The following is a 20,536-nucleotide window of genomic DNA, read 5'->3' as shown; positions in this document are numbered from 1 at the left end:
CCCGGAAGCTAAGCCTCTCAGCGCCGATGGTACTGCCCCGGAGACGGGGTGGGAGAGTAGGACGCCGCCGGACAACTCTTCACCGAAAGGGCCCCCACCACCCGGTGGGGGCCCTTTCGGCATTCCCGGGGTGATGTCGATGTCGCGGACCCGGAGGAATGCGGCACGGCCCCGCTTCCGTCACGACGGAACCGGGGCTGTGGATGGAATGCCGTCGTCGGCTGTCAGGGGACGATGCGGCGGAGGCCGGTGAAGGAGAGGACCGCCGTCACGGCTGCCAGGGCCACCGGGATGGCGACGGCGAGGGTGAGCACGGACTCGTCGACGAGCCAGGTGCGGACGTCGCCCCACCAGCCCCGCCAGGAGACCAGGACCGCGAGGCCGCCGAAGACCAGCATGGCGCCGATGACCAGTCCCCAGATGCCGAACTGGCCCCAGCGCGTCATGACGACGCCGATCGCCACGCCCAGGAAGGCGGCGGCCGGCATCGGGGCGCCGGACACGAGCACCTGCAGGCCGGCGTCGTCGACGTCGAATCGCCCCGGCGCCCAGAAGTTCAGCCTCATCCCCCAGCCGCCGGTCGCGTCCTCGATCGACGTCAGGACCGACAGCGCGACACCGTAGGCGAGTGCCGCGGCCACCGCGGCAAGGGCAGTCCCCAGGTAGGACGTGCGCCGGCTGAGGCTCATGTCCATCGCGAACGGCAGCACCTGGGTGACCGACTGGACGAAGACCACCAGCACCGTGATGTAGAGCGAGGCGACGCCTCCGGTGATGCCCCCCTCCCGGTTGGGTGCCGGCGTCGCTAAGCGACCAGACCGCCAGGTTGATCGCGAAGCTGAGCGACACGACCCCAGGGGATCCCGACGGTCAGCACCGGGTTCATCGAGTGCAGCCGGGCGGCCGCGAGGACACGGTTCATCGGGTGGCTCCCTCGAAGGGCGTGGACGAGCGGGCGGTGCGGGCCGCCGCCGCGGATGGCGTCCCGGCGGAACGCGTGCTGAGCGCGACGACGAGCTGCTGCAGTGAGGTGGGCTCGACCGTCAGCCCGGTCGCGGCCAGGTCCCCGGGGTCCACCGGCCGGCGCAGCCGCACGACCGCGCGGGCGGACCCGCCGAGGGCGTCGGTGGTGAGGAGCTCGTGCTCCTGCGCCAGGGCCGCCACCCGCGCGGCAGGCCCGGTGACGGTGAGGGCCGAGGCGCGCAGGCGCTCGGCGTCGTCGTCCAGGAGCACCCGGCCGGCGTCGAGGAGCACCACGTGCTCGAGCAGGCCGCTGATCTCCTCGATGAGGTGCGTGGACAGCACGATCGTGCGGGGCTGTTCCGCGTAGTCGGCGATCAGCCGGTCGTAGAAGAGCTGCCGGGCGACGGCGTCGAGACCCAGGTACGGCTCGTCGAAGAACGTGACCGGCGCCCGGGAGGCCAGGCCGATGGTGATGCCGACGGCCGAGGCCATGCCGCGGGACAGCTTGACGACCGGCCGGCGCGCCGGCAGGTCGAAGTCGGCGACCAGTGCGCGGGCCAGGTCCTCGTCCCAGGTGGGGAAGAGGGTGGCGGCCGCGGAGAGCGCGTCGCGCACCCGGAAGTGGTCGGGGTAGCGCTGGCTCTCCTCGACGAAGCAGACCTGCTGCAGGACGGCGTCGTCCTCGTAGGGGTCGGCGCCCGGTACCCGCACCCGGCCGCTGGTGGGCACCCGGTGCCCGGCGAGCAGTTGCATGAGCGTGGTCTTGCGGGCCCGTTGCGGCCGAGCAGGCCGGTGATGCCGTCGGTGGCGAAGCCGGCGGTGGCGAAGCCGGCGGTGACGCCGTCGAGAGCCGTGTGCTCCCGGTACCGCATCGTCACGTCGGTGAGCGTGGCGGCGTCGCTCACCGCTCGTCCTCCCAGCGGTCGATCATGGTGGCCAGCTCGCGGGTGGAGATGCCGAGCTTGTGGGCCTCGGTCATCAGGGGGCGGACGTACTGGTCGGCGAACTCGCTGCGGCGGCGCTCGAGCAGCTGCTCGCGGGCGCCCGTGGCGACGAACATCCCGACTCCTCGTCTCTTGTAGAGGACCCCGTCGGCCACCAGCTGGTTGAGGCCCTTGGCCGCGGTGGCGGGGTTGATGCGGTGGAAGGCGCTGAGCTCGTTGGACGAGGGCGCCTGGCTCTCCTCGGCGAGGGTGCCGTCCACGATCGCGTTCTCGATCTGCGCGGCGACCTGCCGGAAGATCGGGCCGGCGTCCTCGTTCACCGGGGGCGCCGGCCACTACCCGGGTCCCCGAGGTCCCTGGGTCCATTACTCATGTAATGAACCGTAGAACCGGCTCGTCGACGGCGTCGACCCCGGCTACGGTCGCGCTCGTGGACGACGTCGTCAGGCCCTTCACCGTCGACGTGCCGGGGGACGCGGTGGAGGACCTGCGCCGCCGGCTCCGGAGCACCCGCTGGCCGGACCCGCCGACGGCGGAGGGCTGGACCCAGGGCGTCCCGCTGGACGTGCTGCAGGAGGTCTGCCGGTACTGGGCCCAGGAGTACGACTGGCCGGCCCGGCAGGCTCGGATCAACGCGTTCCCGCAGGTGGTCACCGAGATCGACGGGTTGCCGGTGCACGCCCTGCACGTCCGCTCGCCGCACCCGGACGCCCTGCCGCTGGTCCTCACCCACGGCTGGCCCGGCTCGGTGGTCGAGTTCCTCGAGGTGATCGGCCCGCTGACCGACCCCGAGGACCCGCGCGACGCCTTCACCGTCGTCGTCCCGTCGCTGCCCGGCTACGGGTGGAGCGGGAAGCCGGCCGCACCCGGCTGGGGGCCGGCGAGGACCGCCGACGCCTGGGCGGAGCTGATGCGCCGGCTCGGGCACGAGCGCTTCGGCGCCCAGGGCGGGGACATCGGGTCGTTCGTGTCGGCCAACCTGGGCGCGCGGCACCCCGACCGGGTGGTCGGCGTGCACCTGAACATGGTGGTGACCCTCCCGCCGGAGGGCCGGAGCGACTTCGGCGAGCGCGAGCAGCGGGCGCTGGACCGGATGCGGGCCTTCCGCGACGACGGCTCGGCCTACAGCCACCAGCACCGCACCCGGCCGCAGACGCTCGGCTACGGCCTCACCGACTCCCCGGCCGGCCAGTGCGCGTGGATCCTCGAGAAGTTCCACGCCTGGACCGACACCGGCGGCGACCCGGTCGGGGTGCTCGGCGTCGACCGGCTGCTCGACGACGTCTCGGTGTACTGGTTCACCGGCACGGCGACGTCGTCGGCGCGGATGTACTGGGAGATGGCGCGGGCGCCGGGGGAGCGGACGCCGCGGGTCGACGTCCCCAGCGGCGTGTCGATGTTCCCCGGCGAGATCTTCGTGCCGCCCCGCGCGTGGGCCGAGCGGCAGCTGACCGACCTGCGGGCCTGGCGCGAGCACGACAGCGGCGGGCACTTCGCGGCGATGGAGCGGCCGGCGGAGCTGGTGGCCGACGTCCGGGAGTTCTTCCGCCCGCTCCGGTAACCGCCGCGACACATCGGGGAACTAGCGTCCGGGCTCCGCCGACCCCGGAGGACCCCGCGTGCACCTCTCCCCGCACGAGCAGGAGCGCCTGCTGCTCTCCTACGCCGCCGACCTCGCCCGCCGACGGCGCGCGAGGGGGCTGCTGCTGAACCTCCCGGAGGCGACGGCGATCGTCACCGACCACGTGCTGGAGGGCGCCCGCGACGGCGTCCTGGTCGCCGAGCTCATGCAGTCGGGCCGCACGGTCCTCACCCGCGACGACGTCATGGACGGCGTCCCCGAGCTGCTGGAGGAGGTGCAGGTGGAGGCGACCTTCCCGGACGGGACCAAGCTGGTCACGGTCCACCACCCCATCCCGTGATCCCCGGCGAGGTGATCCCGGCCGAGGGCGTCATCGAGACGCTGCCCGGAGCCCCGCGGACCGAATTCGAGGTGACCAACACCGGCGACCGGCCGGTGCAGGTGGGCTCGCACGTCCACTTCGCGCAGACCAACCGGGCGCTGCGGTTCGACCGCGCCGCCGCGCACGGCCACCGGCTCGACGTCGCCGCCGGCACCGCCGTCCGGTTCGAGCCCGGCATCACCCGCACCGTGACGCTGGTGCCGCTGGCCGGCGCGCGCGTCGTCCCCGGCCTGACCGCGGAGGGAGGGCTCGGCTGATGGTGCAGCTGTCCCGTGAGCGCTACGCCCAGCTGTACGGGCCGACCACCGGCGACCGGATCCGGCTGGCCGACACCGACCTGCTGATCGAGGTCGAGGAGGACCGCTGCGGCGGCCCCGGCCGGGCCGGTGAGGAGGCGGTGTTCGGCGGCGGCAAGGTCATCCGCGAGTCGATGGGGCAGGGCCGCGCCACCCGGGCCGAGGGCGCGCCCGACCTGGTCATCACCGGCGCCGTCGTCCTGGACCACTGGGGGGTCGTCAAGGCCGACGTCGGCGTCCGCGACGGGCGGATCGTGGCGCTGGGCAAGGCCGGCAACCCCGACACGATGGACGGCGTCCACCCGGACCTGGTCATCGGCCCCGGCACGGAGGTGATGGCCGGCAACGGGCGGATCCTCACCGCCGGCGGCATCGACTGCCACGTCCACTTCATCTGCCCGCAGATCGTGCCGACGGCGCTCGGCTCGGGCGTCACCACGCTCATCGGCGGCGGCACCGGCCCGGCGGAGGGCTCGAAGGCCACCACGATCACCCCGGGCGACTGGTACCTGGCCCGGATGCTCGAGGCGATGGACCCGTGGCCGGTCAACGTCGCGCTGCTGGGCAAGGGCAACACCGTCTCGCACGAGTCGATGGAGGAGCAGCTCCGCGGCGGGGCGAGCGGGTTCAAGCTGCACGAGGACTGGGGCTCGACGCCCGCGGCGATCGACGCCTGCCTGACCGTGGCCGGGCGCAACGGCGTCCCCGTGGCTCTGCACTCGGACACGCTGAACGAGGCCGGCTTCGTCGAGGACACCCTGGCCGCGATCGCCGGGCGGTCGATCCACGCGTACCACACCGAGGGGGCCGGGGGCGGTCACGCGCCGGACATCATCACGGTGGCCGGGCACCCGAACGTGCTGCCGTCGTCGACCAACCCGACCCGGCCGCACACGGTGAACACCCTCGACGAGCACCTCGACATGCTCATGGTCTGCCACCACCTGGACTCCTCCGTGCCGGAGGACCTGGCCTTCGCCGAGAGCCGGATCCGGCCGACGACGATCGCCGCCGAGGACCTGCTGCACGACATCGGCGCCATCTCGATGATCGGATCCGACGCGCAGGCGATGGGCCGGGTGGGCGAGGTGGTCCTGCGCACCTGGCAGACGGCGCACGTGATGAAGCGCAGGCGCGGGTCGCTGGCCGGTGACGGCGCCGCGGACAACGCCCGCGCCCGCCGGTACGTCGCGAAGTACACGATCTGCCCGGCGGTGGCGCACGGGATCGACGGCGAGGTGGGCTCGGTGGAGCCGGGCAAGCTCGCCGACCTGGTGCTGTGGGACCCGCGGTTCTTCGGCGTCCGCCCGCACGCGGTGCTCAAGGGCGGCATGGTCGCGTGGGCGCAGATGGGCGACGCCAACGCCTCCATCCCGACGCCGCAGCCGCAGCTCCCGCGGCCGATGTTCGGCGCGTACGGGAAGGTGCCGGCGCTGACCTCGGTGCACTTCGTCGCGCCCGCCGCGCTGGAGGCCGGGCTCGGCGACCGGCTGGCCATCGACCGGCGGCTGACCGCGGTCACCGACACCACCCGGCTGACCAAGGCCGACATGCCGGAGAACACCGCGCTGCCGGAGATCCGCGTCGACCCGGACACCTTCACGGTGACCGTGGACGGCGAGGTGTGGGAGCCCGAGCCGGTGCGCGAGCTGCCGATGGCGCAGCGGTACTTCCTGTTCTAGAGGACACCTCCTCCCATGTCTTCAGCTCTGCTCACGCTGGCCGACTCGCGGCTCCCCGCGGGCGGGCACGCGCACTCCGGCGGGGTGGAGCAGGCGGTCGCGGCCGGGCTGGTGCGGGACCCGGCGTCGCTGGCGGCCTTCCTGCTGCGCCGGCTGCAGACCGCCGGTCGGGTCGCCGCGGGGCTGGCGTCGGCCTCCTCCGTGGGAGGAGACCTGGCGGCGCTCGATGCGGAAGCCGACGCGCGGACGCCGTCGCCGGCGCTGCGGGCCGCCTCCCGGCAGCAGGGCCGCGGGCTGGTGCGGGTGGGCCGCCGCGCCTGGCCCTCGCCGCTGTGGGACGCGCTGCCCGCCGCGCCGCACCACCCGGTCGCGCTCGGCGTCGCCGCGGCCGCGGGCGGGCTCACGCCCCGGGACGCGGCCGCGGCCGCCGCCTACCTGTCGGTCAGCGGCCCGGCGACGGCGGCCCAGCGGCTGCTCGCCATGGACCCGCTCACCGTCGCCGCCGTCACCGCGCGGCTCGCGCCGGAGATCGACGCCGTCGCCGACGCGGCGGTCCGGGAGGGACTCCCGGCCGACACCGACCCGCTCCTCGACCTGCTGGCCGAGGTGCACGCTACGAGAGGGGACCGCTTCTTTGCCTCCTGACCACAACGTCCAGGACTACGTCGACGCGGAGGTCCCGCACCGGCACGGCGGGCCGCTGCGCGTCGGGCTCGGCGGCCCGGTCGGCTCGGGGAAGACCGCGCTGGCCGCCGCGCTGTGCCGCACGCTCGGCGCGGAGTACGACCTCGCCGTCGTCACCAACGACATCTACACGACCGAGGACGCCGACTTCCTGCGCCGCAACGCCGTCCTCCCCGACGACCGGATCGAGGCGGTGCAGACCGGCTGCTGCCCGCACACCGCGATCCGCGACGACATCACCGCCAACCTCGACGCCGTCGAGCTGCTCGAGGCGCGCCACCCCGGGCTGGAGCTGGTGCTCGTCGAGTCCGGCGGGGACAACCTGACGGCGAGCTTCAGCTACGGGCTCGTCGACGTGCAGGTCTTCGTCGTCGACGTCGCCGGCGGGGACAAGGTGCCGCGCAAGGGCGGGCCCGGGGTCACCGCGAGCGACCTCCTCGTGGTGAACAAGACCGACCTCGCGCCGCTGGTGGGCGCCGACCTCGACGTCATGCGGCGCGACTCCGCGGTGGTGCGCGGGGACAAGCCGACCCTGCTCGTCTCGCTGCGGGAGGACCCGGCCGCCACGGAGGTGGCCGAGTGGGTGCGCGAGCAGGTGCGGGCCCGCCGGCTGCAGCGGGCGTGAGGACGCGGGTCGAGGTCGTCGCGCGGCGCGGGCCCGGCGGGCGCACGGTGCTGCCGGTGGTCCGCAGCTGCGGGCAGCTGGCGGTGCGCCGGACCGGTCCGTCCGCCGTCCACCTGGTGGCGACGGCGTTCGGCCCGCTCGGCGGCGACGACGCCGAGATCCGGCTGGTGGTCGAGGAGGGCGCCGTGCTGGCGGTGCGCTCGGTGGCCGCCGCCGTCGCGCTGCCCGCCCGCGACGGCGACCGGCCCTCGGCTCAGCGCGTCGTCGCCGAGGTGGCCGGGGAACTCGACCTGCGGATGGAGCCGACCGTGGTCGCCCGCGGCGCGCACCACCGGGCCGGGCTGACCGCGACGCTCACACCGGGCGCCGTGCTCACCGCCACCGAGCAGGTGCTGCTCGGCCGCACCGGCGAGGAGCCCGGCCGGTGGACCGGCACGACGCGGGTGGTCGTCGACGGGCGCCCGCTGGTGCACACGACCGTCGGCCTGGGGCCGGGGGCACCGGCCTGCCTGCCGCCGGTCGCGCCGCGCGCCTACGCGTCCACGGTGCACGTGGGGCAGGCTGCCGGGGTGCTGACCGCCGACGACGCCGTCCGCCTGCCGCTGGAGAACGGGTGGGTGGCCACCGCGTGGGGCGCCGAGCTGCACTCCGTGGTGCGCGCGGTGGAGGCGGTGGCGTGAGCGTCGTCGTCCGGGCGCGGCGGGTGGTGCTGCCCGGCGGCGAGCGCGCCGCCGCGGTGCACACCGCCGACGGCGTGGTCACCGCGGTCACCGGCTTCGACGACGTCCCGGCCGGCGCGGTCACCCTCGCCGACGACGAGGTGCTGCTGCCCGGGCTGGTCGACAGCCACGTGCACGTCAACGAGCCCGGCCGCACCGAGTGGGAGGGCTTCGCCAGCGCCACCCGGGCCGCGGCCGCCGGCGGGATCACCACGATCGTGGACATGCCGCTGAACTCCGTGCCGGCCACCACCACGGTCGAGGCGCTGCGGGTCAAGCGGGAGGTGGCGGCCGGGCAGGTCGCCGTCGACGTCGCCTTCTGGGGCGGCGCGGTGCCCGGCAACACCGGCGAGCTGCGGCCGATGCACGAGGCCGGCGCCGTCGGGTTCAAGTGCTTCCTGCTCGACTCCGGCGTCCCGGAGTTCCCGCCGCTGGACGACGCCGGGCTGCGCGCCGCGCTGGCCGAGCTGGCGTCGTTCGACGGGCTGCTGATCGCGCACGCCGAGGACGAGGCGGTGATCGGCGCGGCGCCGGAGCCCGCCGGCCCCAGCTACGCGGCGTTCCTCGCCTCCCGCCCGCCCGCGGCGGAGGAGACGGCGATCGGCCGCCTGGTCGCCGCCGCGCGGGACACCGGCGCGCGCAGCCACGTCGTCCACCTGGCCGACGGCGACGCGCTGCCCCTGCTGCGCGCCGCGCGGGCGTCCGGCGTGCGGATAACCGCGGAGACCTGCCCGCACTACCTGACGTTCGCCGCCGAGGAGGTGCCCGACGGCGGCACCGCGTACAAGTGCTGCCCGCCGATCCGTGAGGCGGCGCACCGGGAGGCGCTGTGGGGCGCGCTGGCGGTCGGCGACGTCGACATGGTGGTCAGCGACCACTCGCCCTGCACGCCGGAGCTCAAGCGGCTCGACGTCGGCGACTTCGGCCTGGCGTGGGGCGGCATCGCGGGGCTGCAGGTGGCGCTGCCGGCGGTGTGGACCGGCGCGCGGGCCCGCGGGGTGCCGCTGGCGGAGGTGGTGGGCTGGATGTCGGCGGCGCCGGCGCGGCTGGCCGGGCTGCCGGGCAAGGGCGCGATCGCCGTCGGGAGGGACGCCGACCTGGTGGCCTTCGCGCCGGACGAGCGGTTCACCGTGGGCCGGCTCGAGCACCGCAACCCCGTGACCCCGTACGCAGGGCGCGAGCTCACCGGCGTCGTCCGGCGGACCTGGCTCGGCGGACGGGAGGCCGACGGCAGCCCCCTCGGCCGGCTGCTGGGCCGAGGGGACCGCTGACGAGACCCGCCATCCGCGCGCGATCGGCGGAACCGGTCAGGACTGCTGCTCGCCCTCCTCGCGGGCGGCCTGGTCCATGATCTTCGGGTCGTCGGTGGAGCCGCCGGCGGGGTCGGCGTTGCCCAGCGCGGTCTCGGCGGGCATCTGCCGGACGTGCTCGCGGGCGCGCTCGCGCAGGTCGTCGGTGGGTTCGGACACGGGTCCTCCTCGGATCTCTCGCGGACCCCGGCCCCCTACCCCGCCCGTGCGACAGTGACCCCCGCCGAACCCCGAGGAGTCCCGTGAGCGACCCGTTCGACCTGCCCGACCTCGCCGTCCGCACCCAGGGCGGTGCCGTGGTGGCGGCCAACGACGAGTTCTTCGCCGGCAAGGAGAACCTGGTCCTGCCCGGTCCGGCGCGGGCGCGCGACGACTTCGGCGCCCGCGGCAAGGAGTACGACGGCTGGGAGACCCGCCGGCGGCGCGAGCCCGGGCACGACTGGGCGGTCGTGCGCCTCGGCATGCCGGGCGTGGTGCACGCGGTCGTCGTCGACACCGCGTTCTTCCTCGGCAACTACCCGCCGCGGGCCGCGCTGGAGGGCGCCTCCGTCGAGGGGCACCCACCGGCGTCCGCGCTGGCCGACGCCGTCTGGTCCCCGCTGCTGCCGCTGTCGGACCTGGCCGGCGGGACGGTGAACCGCTTCGCCGTCGAGCCGGGGCCGCGGGTGACGCACGTGCGGCTGTCCATCCACCCCGACGGCGGCGTCGCGCGGCTGCGGGTGCACGGCGAGGTGGTGCCCGACCCGCGCCTGCTCGACGCCGGCCCGTGCGACCTCGCCGCGCTGGAGAACGGCGGCCGGGTGACCGGGGTGAGCAACGCCTACTACGGCAGCCCGCACCAGCTCACCGGCCGCGGCGAGGCCCGCTCGATGGGCGAGGGCTGGGAGAACGCCCGCCGCCGCGACGACGGCAACGACTGGGTCGACGTGGCGCTGGCCTGCGAGGGCACGGTGACCCTCGCCGAGCTCGACACCTCGTGGTTCCTCGGCAACGCGCCCGGCGCGGCGTCCCTGACCGGCCGGACGGCGGACGGCGCCGAGGTGGAGCTGCTGCCCCGCACGCCGCTGCAGCCCGACACCCGGCACCGGTTCGTGCTCCCCGGCGACGCCGCGGTGACCGCGGTGCGGCTGGACGTCTTCCCCGACGGCGGCATGGCCCGGCTGCGGCTGTGGGGCCGCCCGACCGAGGCCGGCCGCGCCGCCCTGCGGCAGCGGTGGGAGGCGACGGCGCGCGGGTAGGGCCGGTCCGTGGCGACGATCGCGATCACCGGCTCCACCGACGCCATCGGCCGGGCGGCCGCGCGGCGGCTGCTGGGCGACGGGCACACCGTCGTCCTGCACGCGCGCAGCGAGGCCCGCGGCGCCCCGGTCGCCGAGGAGCTCGGCCGGCTCGGCGCCGTCCGGCTGGTCACCGGCGACCTGGCCGACCTCCACCAGGTGCGTTCGCTCGCCGGCCAGCTCGGGGAGCTGGACGTGCTCGTGCACAACGCCGGCGTGTGGCCGCCGGACGGCGCGCCGGTCAGCGCGCAGGGCCACGAGCTCGCGTTCGCCGTCAACGCGCTCGCCCCGCACCTGCTCACCGCCCTGGCGCACGAGCGGGTCCGGGAGCGGCTGGTCTTCCTCGGCAGCGGCATGGTCGGCTCGGGCCGCGTCGACCCGGACGATCTCGGCGGCCCGCGGGAAACGGGGCGCGCCTACGCCGACTCCAAGGCGCTCGACGTCGTCCTGTCCCTCGGCTGGGCCCGGCGCCTGCCGCACCTGCGGGTGGGCGCGGTCGACCCGGGCTGGGTGCGCACCAAGCTGGCCTCCCCGGGCGCGCCGGGCGACGTCGAGGACGGCGGCGCCCGGGTGGCGCTGGCCGCGGCCGGCGACTGGCCCGGCGGCTACACCGCCGGCCGTCGTCCCGCGCGGACGCCGCGCGCCCTGGAGGACCCGGCCCTGCAGGACCGCGTGCTGGCCGCGCTGGACCGGCTGGCGGGGATCAGGTCCGGGTGACGTGCTCCGGGCGGACGGGCACGCGGCGCAGCGGCAGGCCGGTCGCCCGGCGGATCGCGGCGAGCACCGCGGGGCCGGAGGAGATGTTGGGCGCCTCGCCGACGCCGCGCAGGCCGTAGGGCGCGTGCGGGTCGGCGTACTCCAGCACCTCGATGCGCATCGGCGGCATGTCGAGCACGGTCGGGATGAGGTAGTCGGTGAACGACGGGTTCTGCACCCGGCCGTCGCGGACCAGGATCTCCTCCATCACCGCCAGGCCCAGCCCCTGCGCGGTGCCGCCCTGGATCTGCCCGACGACGGCCTGCGGGTTGATCGCCTTGCCGACGTCCTGCGTGCAGGCCATCTCCACGACCTTCACCAGGCCCAGCTCGGTGTCGACGTCGACCACGGCCCGGTGTGCGGAGAAGGCGTACTGCACGTGCGCGAAGCCCTGGCCGGTCTCGGGGTCGATCGCCTGGGTCGGCCGGTGCCGCCACTCGACGGTCTCCTCGACCGCCTCGTCGCCGAGCACGTCGGCCAGCGGGAGCGCCACGCCCTCGAGGTCGGACACGACCTTCCCGCCGTCCAGCCGCAGGTCGGCCACCGGCCGGCCGACGGCGGACCGCGCGAGCTCCAGCACCCGGCCGCGGACCGCCTCGCACGCGGCCTTGACCGCGCCGCCGGTGACGTAGGTCTGCCGGGACGCCGAGCTGGACCCGGCCGACCCGACGCCGGTGTCCTTCGGGTGGAGGACGACGGCGTCCACGCCGAGCTCGGTGCGGGCGATCTGCTGCTCGACGGTGACCAGGCCCTGGCCGACCTCGGCCGCCGCGGTGTGCACGGTCGCCACCGCCTCGCCGCCGACCACCTCCAGCCGCACCCGCGCGGTCGAGTAGTCGTCGAAGCCCTCGGAGAAGGCCACGTTCTTGTAGGCGACGGCGTACCCGACGCCGCGGCGCACCCCCTCGCCGTGGGTGGTGTTGGAGACCCCGCCGGGCATGTGCCGCAGGTCGACGTCGTCGCCGGTGGCGGGCGCCGGGGGCAGCGGCATGGCCTCCAGCCGGCGCAGCAGCTCCGCAACGGGCGCGGGGCTGTCGACCACCTGGCCGGTGGGCGTCTCCGAGCCCTGCGCCATCGCGTTGCGGCAGCGCAGCTCGACCGGGTCCATGCCGAGCTCGGCGGCGAGCGCGTCCATCTGCGCCTCGTAGGCGAAGGCGGTCTGCACCGACCCGAACCCGCGCATGGCGCCGCACGGCGGGTTGTTGGTGTACGCGCCGTAGCAGTCGACGTGCACGTTGGGGACGACGTAGGGGCCGATGCCCATCGTGCCGCCGTTGCCCACGACCGCCGGCGTGCTGGAGGCGTAGGCGCCGCCGTCGAAGTGGATCTCCGCCTTCACGTAGACCAGGTCGCCGTCGCGGGTGGCGCCGTGCTCGTAGCGCATGGTCGCCGGGTGGCGGTGCACGTGGCCGAAGAAGGACTCCTCGCGGTTGTAGGACATCTTCACCGGCCGGCCGGTGTGCAGCGCGAGCAGGCAGGCGTGCACGTGCATCGACAGGTCCTCGCGGCCGCCGAACGCGCCGCCGACGCCGGCCAGGGTCAGCCGCACCCGCTCCGGCGGCATGCCCAGCGCCGCGCAGACCTGGCGCTGGTCCACGTGCAGCCACTGGGTGGCCACGTACAGGTCGACGCCGCCGTCCTCGGCGGGCACCGCCAGCCCGGACTCCGGGCCCAGGAACGCCTGGTCCTGCATGCCGACCTCGTACTCGCCGACCACGACGACGTCCGCGGTGGGCGCGGGGTCGCCCTTGCGGACCTTGAGGTGGCGCACCAGGTTGCCGTGCGGGTGCAGGTGCGCGCTCTCCCGGCTGAGCTCGGTGACCTCGGCCGGCGCGTCGTGCACCTGGTTCCAGGTGGGGTGGCCCAGCGCCGCGCGGGCGTCGGTGACCGGCTCCCAGACGTCGTAGTCGACGACGATCCGCGCCGCGGCGCGCCGGGCGGTGTCGGGGTGGTCGGCGGCGACCAGCGCCACCGGCTCGCCCTGGTAGCGGACGACGTCGAGGGCGAGCACCGGCTGGTCGGCCAGCTCGAGGCCGTAGACCTTCTCGCCGGGGACGTCGTCGGAGGTGAGGACGGCGTGCACGCCGGGGACGGCCAGCGCCGGGCCGACGTCGATCGAGCGGATCCGGGCGTAGGGGTGGGGGCTGCGCAGCGTGACGCCCCACAGCATGTCGTCGGTCCACAGGTCGCTGGCGTAGGCGAACTCGCCGCGGACCTTGAGGACGCCGTCGGGGCGCTGCGCGTCGGTGCCGACCCCGCCGCCGCCGCTGCCGGGGCCGGTCAGGTGCGAGGGGGCGCCGCTCGGGGCGCGGGTGGGGGTGCTCATCGCGCATCACCTGCCATGCGGTCGGCCGCGAGCCGGACGGCGTCCAGGATCTTCTCGTAGCCGGTGCAGCGGCAGAGGTTCCCGGCCAGCGCCTCGCGGATCTCGGCGTCGGCGGGCCTGCGGCCCTCGTCGCGGGCGCGGCGGACCAGGTCGTCGGTGGCCACCAGCAGCCCGGGCGTGCAGAAGCCGCACTGGACGGCGCCGGCCTCGAGGAACGCCTCCTGGACCGGGTGCAGCCCGTCCTCGCCCGCCAGCCCCTCGACGGTGCCGACCTCCCGGCCCTGCGCCTGCCCGGCGGCGACCAGGCAGGCGCACACCGGCCGCCCGTCGAGGTAGACGGTGCACGAGCCGCACTCGCCCTGCTCGCAGGCGTTCTTCGAGCCGGGCAGGCCCATCCGCTCACGCAGCACGTACAGCAGGCTCTCGCCCTCCCAGACGTCGTCCACCTGCTGCGGCGTGCCGTTGACGGTGCAGGTCAGGCGCACGTCGGGACCCCCTTCCGGTAGTCGGCCCAGGCCCAGGTCAGCGTGCGCCGGGCCATGACCGAGAGTGCGTGGACGCGGTAGCGGGCGGTGCCGCGGACGTCGTCGATGGGCGCCGCCGCCCCGGCCACCAGCTCGCCGAAGCGGGCGGCGGTGGCCGGCGGCAGCTCGGCGCGGGACTCCCACAGGCCGTCGAGCTCCCCGGCGAGGAACTCCTCGGCGGCGGGGGCGCGGCGCGGCGTGGGCGCCGCCGACCCGATGCCGGTGCCGACGGCGCGGCGGTCGGGGTGCAGCGCCAGCCCGAACGCGGCGACGGCGATGACCATCGCGTTGCGCGTGCCGATCTTGCTGTACTGCTGCGGGCCGGCGGGCGGGGTGATCCGGACGGCGGCGATCAGCTCGTCGTCGGCCAGCGCGGAGCGCTTGACGCCGGTGTAGAACTCGGCGACCGGGATCCGGCGGGTGCCGCGGACCGACGCCACCTCGACCTCGGCGCCGGCGGCCAGCAGCGCGGGGTGCGCGTCGCCGGCCGGGGAGGCGGTGGCCAGGTTGCCGCCGACGGTGCCCCGGTTGCGGATCTGCGGCGAGCCGATGGTGCGGGCGGCCATCGCCAGCCCCGGCAGCCGGTCGCCGAGCTCGGCGATGACCCGGGCGTAGGGGACGCCGGCGCCCAGCCGCACGGCACCGTCGTCGGGCTCCCAGGTCTGCAGCTGGGCGACCCGCGTGAGGTCCAGCAGCAGCGACGGGCGCAGCCGGCCGAAGTTGATCGCGACCATGACGTCGGTGCCCCCGGCGATGGGCACGGCGTCGCGGTGGGCGGCCTTCGCCTCCAGCGCCTCCGCCCACGTCGTGGGCTGCAGGAAGTCCATCGTCGCTCCTGGTCGGATCAGGCGGGCCGGGTTCCCGGGGGACGGTCACGGTAGCCCCGGTTCGTTCCGGCCGGGTTGCGCGACGGCACGTGGCGACTCGCCGTGTTCACACGGGGTCGGCAGGATGCCGCGGGTGGAGACGACCGCCGACCTGCTGGTGCCCTCTGCCGACCTGCTCGTCCACGATGCCGACCTGCTCGCCACCGTCGACGACGGCCGGCGGGAGATCGCCGGCGGCTGGGTCGCCGTGACCGGCGGGGTGGTGAGCGGGGTCGGCGGGCCCGGGGACCCGCGGCCGGTCGCGGCCCGCACGGTCGACGCGCGTGGCTGCCTGGTGACGCCCGGGCTGGTCAACACCCACCACCACCTGTACCAGAACCTCACCCGCTCGTTCGCGCCCGCGCTGACCGGCGGGCTCTTCGAGTGGCTGGTCACCCTCTACCCGCTGTGGGCGCGGCTGGACGAGGAGGCCGCGTACGTGTCGGCCTACGTCGGGCTCACCGAGCTCGCGCTGGCCGGCTGCACCACCTCGACCGACCACCTCTACGTGCACCCGCGCGGTGGCGGGGACCTGATCGGCGCCGAGGTGCGCGCGGCGCAGGACCTCGGCGTGCGGTCGCACTTCACCCGCGGGTCGATGTCGCTGTCGGTGAAGGACGGCGGGCTGCCGCCGGACTCCGTCGTCCAGGACGACGACGAGGTCCTGGCCGAGTCGCAGCGCCTGGTGGACGCCCACCACGACCGCTCCCCGCACGCGCTGACCCGCATCGCGCTCGCGCCGTGCTCACCGTTCAGCGTGTCGACGGGGCTGATGACGCGGACGGCGGAGCTGGCCCAGCGGCTCGACGTCCGGCTGCACACCCACCTCGCCGAGACGCAGGACGAGGACGCCTACTGCCTCGAGCGCTTCGGCCGCCGACCGGTCGACTACCTGGCCGACGTCGGCTGGATGACCGACCGGGTGTGGCTGGCGCACGTGGTGTGGCCCTCGGCCGAGGAGGTGACCCGGCTCGGCGCCGCGCGGGTCGGGGCGGCGCACTGCCCGTCGTCGAACATGGTGCTGGGCAGCGGCCTGTCGCCCGTGGCCGAGCTGCGGGCGGCCGGGGCGCCGGTGGGGCTGGGCGTGGACGGGTCGGCGTCGGCGGACGCGGCGTCGCTCTGGCTGGAGGCCCGGACGGCGATGCTGCAGGGCAAGCTGCGGCACGGCGCCGGGTCGTTCGGCGCCCGCGACGCGCTGGAGATCGCCACCCGCGGCGGCGCGGCGTGCCTCGGGCGCACCGGCGAGATCGGCGAGCTGTCGGTGGGCGCGTGCGGCGACCTGGCCGTCTGGCCGCTCACCGGGCCGGCGTTCGCGGGTGCGCTGAGCGACCCGGTGGAGGCGTGGCTGCGCTGCGGGCCGGTGGCCGCGCGGCACACCGTCGTCGGCGGGCGGTTCGTGGTGGAGGACGGCGTGCCCGTGCACCCCGGCCTCGACGAGCAGCTCGCCGTCCACCGCCGGGTGAGCGAGCGGGTGCAGGCGGACTAGAGGGCGGCGGCGAGGGCCTCGAGGTCGTCGAGGGTGCCGTCGACGTGCGGGGACACCCGCAGCACCCAGCCGGTCAGCTCCGCCGGCGCGCGACCGGGCTCGACCGCCGTGGTCACGATGCCGTGCTCGGTGAGCAGCCGCGCGCGGGTGGCGACGACGTCGACGCCGTCCGGCGGGCGCAGCGTCGTGGTCGCGGTCGGCTCGACGAGCGGCTCCACCACCCGCCAGCCGCCGGCGCCGTCGAGGACCCGCCGCGCCGCCCGGCCCAGCGCGGCCAGCCGCTCGCGCACCCGGTGCGGGCCGGCGGCCAGGTGCTCCCCGACGGCGAGGACCAGCCCGACCCGGCCGGCAACGTGCGCCTCACCGCTCTCCAGCGCGCGCAGGGGCGGCAGGTCGGCCGGTGCGGGCAGCGCCGGGACCAGCTCCGCGGCCACCGCCGGCCGCGCGCACAGGACACCGACCCCGCGCGGGCCGGCCAGCCACTTGCGCGAGGTCGAGTAGACGACGTCGGCGCCGAGGTCGACGTCGACGTGCCCGAGCGACTGGGCGGCGTCGAGCACCAGCGGTACGCCGTGCGCCCGGCACAGCGCCGCGACCTCGGCCGCCGGCTGGACGACGCCGCGGTGGCTGGCCACGTGCGTGAGGTGCACGAACCGCGGCGGGCCGGCGGCCAGCGACCGCTCGAGCGCGGCGACGTCGACCCGCCCGTCGCCGTCGACGGCCATCGGCTCGGGCACCAGCCCCGCGGCGCGCAGCAGGGCGGCGTTCGGCGCGTACTCCCCGGGCGGGCAGGCCACCCGCGCGCCGGCCGGCAGCCGCCAGGCGGCCAGCAGCGCGGTGAGCGCGGCCTGCGCGGACTCCACGAAGACGACGTCGGCGGCGGCCATGCCGACCAGCCCGCCGATGACGCTGCGGCCCTGCTGGAGCAGGTCGCCCGCGGTCGCCTCGGCCACGTAGCCGCCGAGCTCCGCCTCGTGCCGGGCGTGGTGCGCGACCGCCTCGAGCACCCGGTTGCTCTGCCGGCTGCAGGCCGCCGAGTCCAGGTGCCGGCCCGCCGGGCGGGGGCGGGCGGCGCGCCAGGAGTCGGCGAGGTCGTCGTGGGGGAGCAGCAGGTCGAGCGCGGTCACTCCCTGACGCTAGGACAGCTGCCCGCGGACGATGGAGACCCCGGAGTGGGCCGGGTCGCCGTCGAGCGGCTCCACCGAGACGTCGACGACCGGGTACTCGGCCAGGTCCAGGCCCGCGGGCAGCTCGAACTCCTCGGTGCCCGCGCGGACGACGCCGAGCGGGACCAGCCCGGACACCGACTCGGTCAGCAGCCACGCCTCGTAGTAGCCCTCCTCCGGCGCGCCGGCGGTGAGCTCGACCTGGAGCACCCGGGTGCCGTCGGCCCGCTCGACCACCTCGGCGCGTCCGGAGGCGTCACTGCCCTCCAGCGGGTCGAGCACGGTCGCGGCGACCGGCTCGCCGGCGTCGTCCCGGCTGCCGAGCGCGACCGCCCCGGCGCCGATGGCCAGCCCGGCCACCAGCGCCGCCGCGGCGGCGAGCGCCAGCCGCGACCGCCGTGGCCGCAGCGGCACGACCGGCACGACCGGCGCGACCGGCGGGATCGGCTCGTCCGGCTCGTGGGGCACCGCCTCCTCGGGCGCCGGCGGGGTCCCGGGGACGGGCGGCGCCACCGGGACGACGTCGGGCACCGGACCGGCCGGGGGCGCCGACGCCGCGACGACGCCCGGGCGCGGGGCCACACCCACGCCGGTGGCCGCGGCGATCCCCGCCCACAGCGACGGCGGCGGCGCGACCGGCGGGCCGGGCGCCGCGAGCTCCGGCACGGCCAGCACGTCGACGGCCCGGCGCAGCCGCGCCACCTCGGCGCCGCAAACCGCGCAGCCGGCCAGGTGCGCGGCGTCGTCGTCGGCGAGCGGCTCGCCGAGCGCGGCCAGCGCGAGGTCCTCAGGCGTGCAGTGCGGCACCGTCCACCTCCAACCGGTCGCGCAGGCGCTCGAGGGTGCGCCGGATGTGGCTCTTGACCGTCCCCAGCGGCAGGCCGGTGCGCTCGGCGATCTGCGCGTGCGTGAGGTCGGCGAAGAAGGCGAGCTCGATGATGCCGCGCTGCGGCTGGCCGAGGCGGTCCAGCTCGCCGAGCAGCAGCACCCGGTCGGCGACCGTGCTGTCCACCGGGGCCTGTCCGCCGGGCGGTGCGGCCTGCGCCTCGGCCAGCGCGGCCTCGGCGGCGCGCCGCTGGCGGTCCCGCCGCGCCCACGTGTCGGCGATCTTGTGGCGGCAGATGCCGACCAGCCAGCCCGGCAGCGGGCCCTGGCCGGCGCGGTAGCCGGTCCGGCCGGTCCAGGCGGAGACGAAGGTCTGCTGGGTGACGTCCTCGGCGTCGGGCCCGGGGCCGAACGCGCGCACCGCCATGCCGTGCACCAGCGCCGCCCACCGCTCGTAGGCCCAGGCCAGCGCCTGCTCCTCGCCCGCGGCGAAGCGCCGGGCGACCTCGGCGTCGTCCGGCTCGGCCGCGCCCGAGGGCGCCCGCTCGGCCTGGCTGTCCACCGCACCGACCCTAGGGCCCGTCCGGCCGGTCCGGGGTGGCCTCCCCGCGGGGGCCCGCAGCGGGCGTGCGAGCGGTGAGGGGCAGGGAGGTCCTTCGACCGTCATGGCGCCGGCTCCGCCACCACGACGACGTTGTCGCGGTAGCCGCCGACGTCGGGGAGGAACGGTCCGCCGCAGGTGACCAGCGTCAGCCGCGGCGGCCCCTCGCGCGTGAAGAGCAGGTCCACCGGCAGCGCCTGCTTGTGGAGCAGCTCGCGCGCGACCACCCGCCACCGCGTCGTCGCGCCGGCGACGTCGGTGACGAACACCTCCTGCCCCGGCTCGGCCGAGCGCAGCGGGGCGAGCGCGCCCAGGCCCTGCTCGGCGTCGTCGACGTGGCCGGCGAGGACCGCGGAGCCGGGCGCCCCGGGTGCCGGGCCGAACCGGTACCAGCCGGCCCGGGCGACGTCGTCGGGCAGCGCCATCTTCCCGTCGGCCGCCACCCCGGTGGGGTCGACCGGCGCGTCGACGCCGAGCGCCGGCACCTGCACCCGCACCGGCGGGACGACGGCGGGCACGGGCACCGGGGCGGCGTCGCGGACGGCCGGACCCGGCGCCGGAGGGGGAGCGGCCGGTGTGCCGAGCACCTGCTCGACCGGCGCGCCCGCCGCCGCCGGGGGCCGGGTCAGCTCCCACGCGGTGGGCACGCCCACGGCGAGGGCCAGGCCCAGGGCCACGCCGGCGGCGGCGGGTCGCACGTCAGGCCCGCGCCGTGGCCAGCCGGCGGGCGGCCACGCCGGCGCCGGCCAGGCCGAGGGCGGACAGGCCGAGCAGCGGCAGCGGCAGGCCGTCGTCGTCGGCCAGGCCGGCACTGCCGCCGGGGACCCCGGACGGCGCCGAGTGCCCGCCGCCGATCGTCTGGACGGCGAGCTCGAAGCCGGCGTCCTGCGAGCCCCACGCGTAGACGACCGTCGTGGCGCCCTCGGTCACCGCGAGGTCGGCCGGGCCGAGCGCCACGGTGGAGGTGCCGGCCAGGACGACGTCGGCGCTGACCGTGCCGGCCGGCACCTCGAGCGACGCCTCGTCGGGGTTGGCGAGGTCCGGCGCGACCACCTGGCCGCCGGCGCGGACGTCGACCGCCGGGGCGGCCGCCACGTGCCGGACCACGACCCGGCCCTGGCCCGGGGGGACCGCGGCGGTGTCGTTGACGAACGGGGTGAGCGCCGGCTGCCCCTCCGCGGTCAGGTGCGCGACCACGGTGGCGTTCGCGCCGGCAGGCACCGCGACGCCGTCCGCGGACAGCAGCGGCGTGCCCGAGCCGTCGGCGGCGTCGGCGGGGAACAGCGCCAGGTCGTAGGAGCCCGCCGGCAGCGACAGCGGGTCGGTGAGCGTGCCGGGCTGGAAGTCGTCGACCAGCCGCTCGCCGTTGGCGTACACGTCGACCGGGGTGTCCGGGACGGCGTGCAGCACGGAGACGGTGGCGGTGTCGGCCGCTGCGGCCGGCGTGGCGCCCAGCGCGACGAGCGCGCCGGCTCCGGCGACGGTGGCGAGGCCGAGGGTGCGGGTCCGGGTCACGGGGTCC

Annotated in this window: 23 protein-coding genes and 1 rRNA gene; 12 read left to right on the top strand and 12 right to left on the bottom strand. The window is 76.5% G+C overall.

All coding sequences use genetic code 11. The features are described 5' to 3' along the window. Positions 1-73, top strand: a 5S ribosomal RNA gene (gene rrf / locus ACI8AB_RS21445); the annotation flags it as partial. Positions 74-224: 151 nt separating this feature from the next. Here rrf and ACI8AB_RS21440 read toward each other — a convergent pair. The 3 genes from ACI8AB_RS21440 to ACI8AB_RS21430 form a co-directional block, all read right to left on the bottom strand. Continuing rightward, positions 225-737 carry a hypothetical protein gene (locus ACI8AB_RS21440; RefSeq protein ID WP_456951793.1) on the bottom strand — a complete coding sequence of 171 codons (513 nt, stop codon included), beginning with the start codon at positions 735-737 and terminating at the stop codon, positions 225-227. Positions 738-918: 181 nt separating this feature from the next. Beyond that, entirely contained in the window at positions 919-1,716 is a 798-nt protein-coding gene (locus ACI8AB_RS21435) for an ATP-binding cassette domain-containing protein (protein ID WP_456951792.1), read from the bottom strand. Positions 1,717-1,864: 148 nt separating this feature from the next. Then, a complete protein-coding gene (locus ACI8AB_RS21430) occupies positions 1,865-2,227 on the bottom strand; it encodes a GntR family transcriptional regulator (protein WP_456951791.1) in 363 nt (120 codons plus the stop codon). Between the two features lie 110 nt (positions 2,228-2,337). On the opposite strand from ACI8AB_RS21430, the gene ACI8AB_RS21425 reads away from it, so the two are divergent. Genes ACI8AB_RS21425 through allB form a run of 8 tightly spaced genes read left to right on the top strand, consistent with a single transcriptional unit; the run spans position 2,338 to position 9,148 of the window. Beyond that, positions 2,338-3,468, top strand: coding sequence for an epoxide hydrolase family protein (locus ACI8AB_RS21425; RefSeq protein WP_456951790.1), 1,131 nt, complete (start codon positions 2,338-2,340; stop codon positions 3,466-3,468). Between the two features lie 58 nt (positions 3,469-3,526). Next, positions 3,527-3,829 (top strand): urease subunit gamma, encoded by a 303-nt coding sequence (locus ACI8AB_RS21420; RefSeq protein ID WP_456951789.1) that lies wholly within the window; start codon positions 3,527-3,529, stop codon positions 3,827-3,829. Then, positions 3,826-4,128: an urease subunit beta gene (locus ACI8AB_RS21415; RefSeq protein WP_456951788.1), complete on the top strand. Its 303-nt coding sequence runs from the start codon at positions 3,826-3,828 to the stop codon at positions 4,126-4,128. The genes ACI8AB_RS21420 and ACI8AB_RS21415 overlap by 4 nt, the downstream gene beginning before the upstream one ends. Continuing rightward, the gene (locus ACI8AB_RS21410) at positions 4,128-5,849 is read left to right on the top strand and encodes an urease subunit alpha (protein WP_456951787.1); all 1,722 of its coding nucleotides are present in this window, start codon (positions 4,128-4,130) and stop codon (positions 5,847-5,849) included. Before ACI8AB_RS21415 ends, ACI8AB_RS21410 begins: the two co-directional genes overlap by 1 nt. 15 nt (positions 5,850-5,864) lie before the next feature. After that, positions 5,865-6,494, top strand: a complete 630-nt coding sequence (locus ACI8AB_RS21405) for an urease accessory protein UreF (protein WP_456951786.1) — start codon at positions 5,865-5,867, stop codon at positions 6,492-6,494. Then, complete coding sequence (ureG, locus tag ACI8AB_RS21400) at positions 6,484-7,158, top strand: urease accessory protein UreG (RefSeq protein WP_456901467.1); 675 nt, start codon at positions 6,484-6,486, stop codon at positions 7,156-7,158. Before ACI8AB_RS21405 ends, ureG begins: the two co-directional genes overlap by 11 nt. Next, complete coding sequence (locus tag ACI8AB_RS21395; RefSeq protein WP_456951785.1) at positions 7,155-7,838, top strand: urease accessory protein UreD; 684 nt, start codon at positions 7,155-7,157, stop codon at positions 7,836-7,838. The genes ureG and ACI8AB_RS21395 overlap by 4 nt, the downstream gene beginning before the upstream one ends. Next, positions 7,835-9,148 carry an allantoinase AllB gene (gene allB / locus ACI8AB_RS21390; RefSeq protein ID WP_456951784.1) on the top strand — a complete coding sequence of 438 codons (1,314 nt, stop codon included), beginning with the start codon at positions 7,835-7,837 and terminating at the stop codon, positions 9,146-9,148. The genes ACI8AB_RS21395 and allB overlap by 4 nt, the downstream gene beginning before the upstream one ends. Before the next feature lie 36 nt (positions 9,149-9,184). Here the strand turns inward: allB and ACI8AB_RS21385 are convergent, their stop codons facing one another. Then, entirely contained in the window at positions 9,185-9,346 is a 162-nt protein-coding gene (locus tag ACI8AB_RS21385; protein WP_387994136.1) for a hypothetical protein, read from the bottom strand. 83 nt (positions 9,347-9,429) lie between these two features. On the opposite strand from ACI8AB_RS21385, the gene alc reads away from it, so the two are divergent. Continuing rightward, positions 9,430-10,425 (top strand): allantoicase, encoded by a 996-nt coding sequence (gene alc / locus ACI8AB_RS21380; protein WP_456951783.1) that lies wholly within the window; start codon positions 9,430-9,432, stop codon positions 10,423-10,425. Between the two features lie 9 nt (positions 10,426-10,434). Continuing rightward, complete coding sequence (locus ACI8AB_RS21375; RefSeq protein ID WP_456951782.1) at positions 10,435-11,181, top strand: SDR family NAD(P)-dependent oxidoreductase; 747 nt, start codon at positions 10,435-10,437, stop codon at positions 11,179-11,181. Here ACI8AB_RS21375 and pucD read toward each other — a convergent pair. Genes pucD through ACI8AB_RS21360 form a run of 3 tightly spaced genes read right to left on the bottom strand, consistent with a single transcriptional unit; the run spans position 11,168 to position 14,897 of the window. After that, positions 11,168-13,546, bottom strand: coding sequence for a xanthine dehydrogenase subunit D (pucD, locus tag ACI8AB_RS21370; protein ID WP_456951781.1), 2,379 nt, complete (start codon positions 13,544-13,546; stop codon positions 11,168-11,170). The genes ACI8AB_RS21375 and pucD overlap by 14 nt on opposite strands. Next, the gene (locus ACI8AB_RS21365) at positions 13,543-14,031 is read right to left on the bottom strand and encodes a (2Fe-2S)-binding protein (protein ID WP_456951780.1); all 489 of its coding nucleotides are present in this window, start codon (positions 14,029-14,031) and stop codon (positions 13,543-13,545) included. The genes pucD and ACI8AB_RS21365 overlap by 4 nt, the downstream gene beginning before the upstream one ends. Beyond that, entirely contained in the window at positions 14,022-14,897 is an 876-nt protein-coding gene (locus tag ACI8AB_RS21360) for an FAD binding domain-containing protein (RefSeq protein WP_456951779.1), read from the bottom strand. The genes ACI8AB_RS21365 and ACI8AB_RS21360 overlap by 10 nt, the downstream gene beginning before the upstream one ends. A gap of 133 nt (positions 14,898-15,030) precedes the next feature. On the opposite strand from ACI8AB_RS21360, the gene ACI8AB_RS21355 reads away from it, so the two are divergent. Next, complete coding sequence (locus ACI8AB_RS21355; RefSeq protein ID WP_456951778.1) at positions 15,031-16,422, top strand: 8-oxoguanine deaminase; 1,392 nt, start codon at positions 15,031-15,033, stop codon at positions 16,420-16,422. Here the strand turns inward: ACI8AB_RS21355 and egtE are convergent. The 5 genes from egtE to ACI8AB_RS21330 all read right to left on the bottom strand — a co-directional run bounded on the left by egtE (position 16,419) and on the right by ACI8AB_RS21330 (position 20,529). Next, the gene (gene egtE / locus ACI8AB_RS21350) at positions 16,419-17,549 is read right to left on the bottom strand and encodes an ergothioneine biosynthesis PLP-dependent enzyme EgtE (protein WP_456951777.1); all 1,131 of its coding nucleotides are present in this window, start codon (positions 17,547-17,549) and stop codon (positions 16,419-16,421) included. The two genes, ACI8AB_RS21355 and egtE, sit on opposite strands and share 4 nt — an antisense overlap. A gap of 9 nt (positions 17,550-17,558) precedes the next feature. Continuing rightward, the gene (locus ACI8AB_RS21345; RefSeq protein WP_456951776.1) at positions 17,559-18,395 is read right to left on the bottom strand and encodes an anti-sigma factor; all 837 of its coding nucleotides are present in this window, start codon (positions 18,393-18,395) and stop codon (positions 17,559-17,561) included. Then, a complete protein-coding gene (locus ACI8AB_RS21340) occupies positions 18,376-18,975 on the bottom strand; it encodes an RNA polymerase sigma factor (RefSeq protein WP_456951775.1) in 600 nt (199 codons plus the stop codon). The genes ACI8AB_RS21345 and ACI8AB_RS21340 overlap by 20 nt, the downstream gene beginning before the upstream one ends. A 101-nt stretch (positions 18,976-19,076) precedes the next feature. Next, positions 19,077-19,712 carry a class F sortase gene (locus tag ACI8AB_RS21335; RefSeq protein ID WP_456951774.1) on the bottom strand — a complete coding sequence of 212 codons (636 nt, stop codon included), beginning with the start codon at positions 19,710-19,712 and terminating at the stop codon, positions 19,077-19,079. Position 19,713: 1 nt separating this feature from the next. Next, positions 19,714-20,529: a DUF4397 domain-containing protein gene (locus ACI8AB_RS21330; protein ID WP_456951773.1), complete on the bottom strand. Its 816-nt coding sequence runs from the start codon at positions 20,527-20,529 to the stop codon at positions 19,714-19,716. Positions 20,530-20,536 lie beyond the last annotated feature (7 nt).

The organism is Geodermatophilus sp. SYSU D00698, assembly GCF_054050335.1.
Note: the sequence above shows the minus strand (reverse complement) of the source record. Positions and strands in the feature narration are given on the sequence as shown.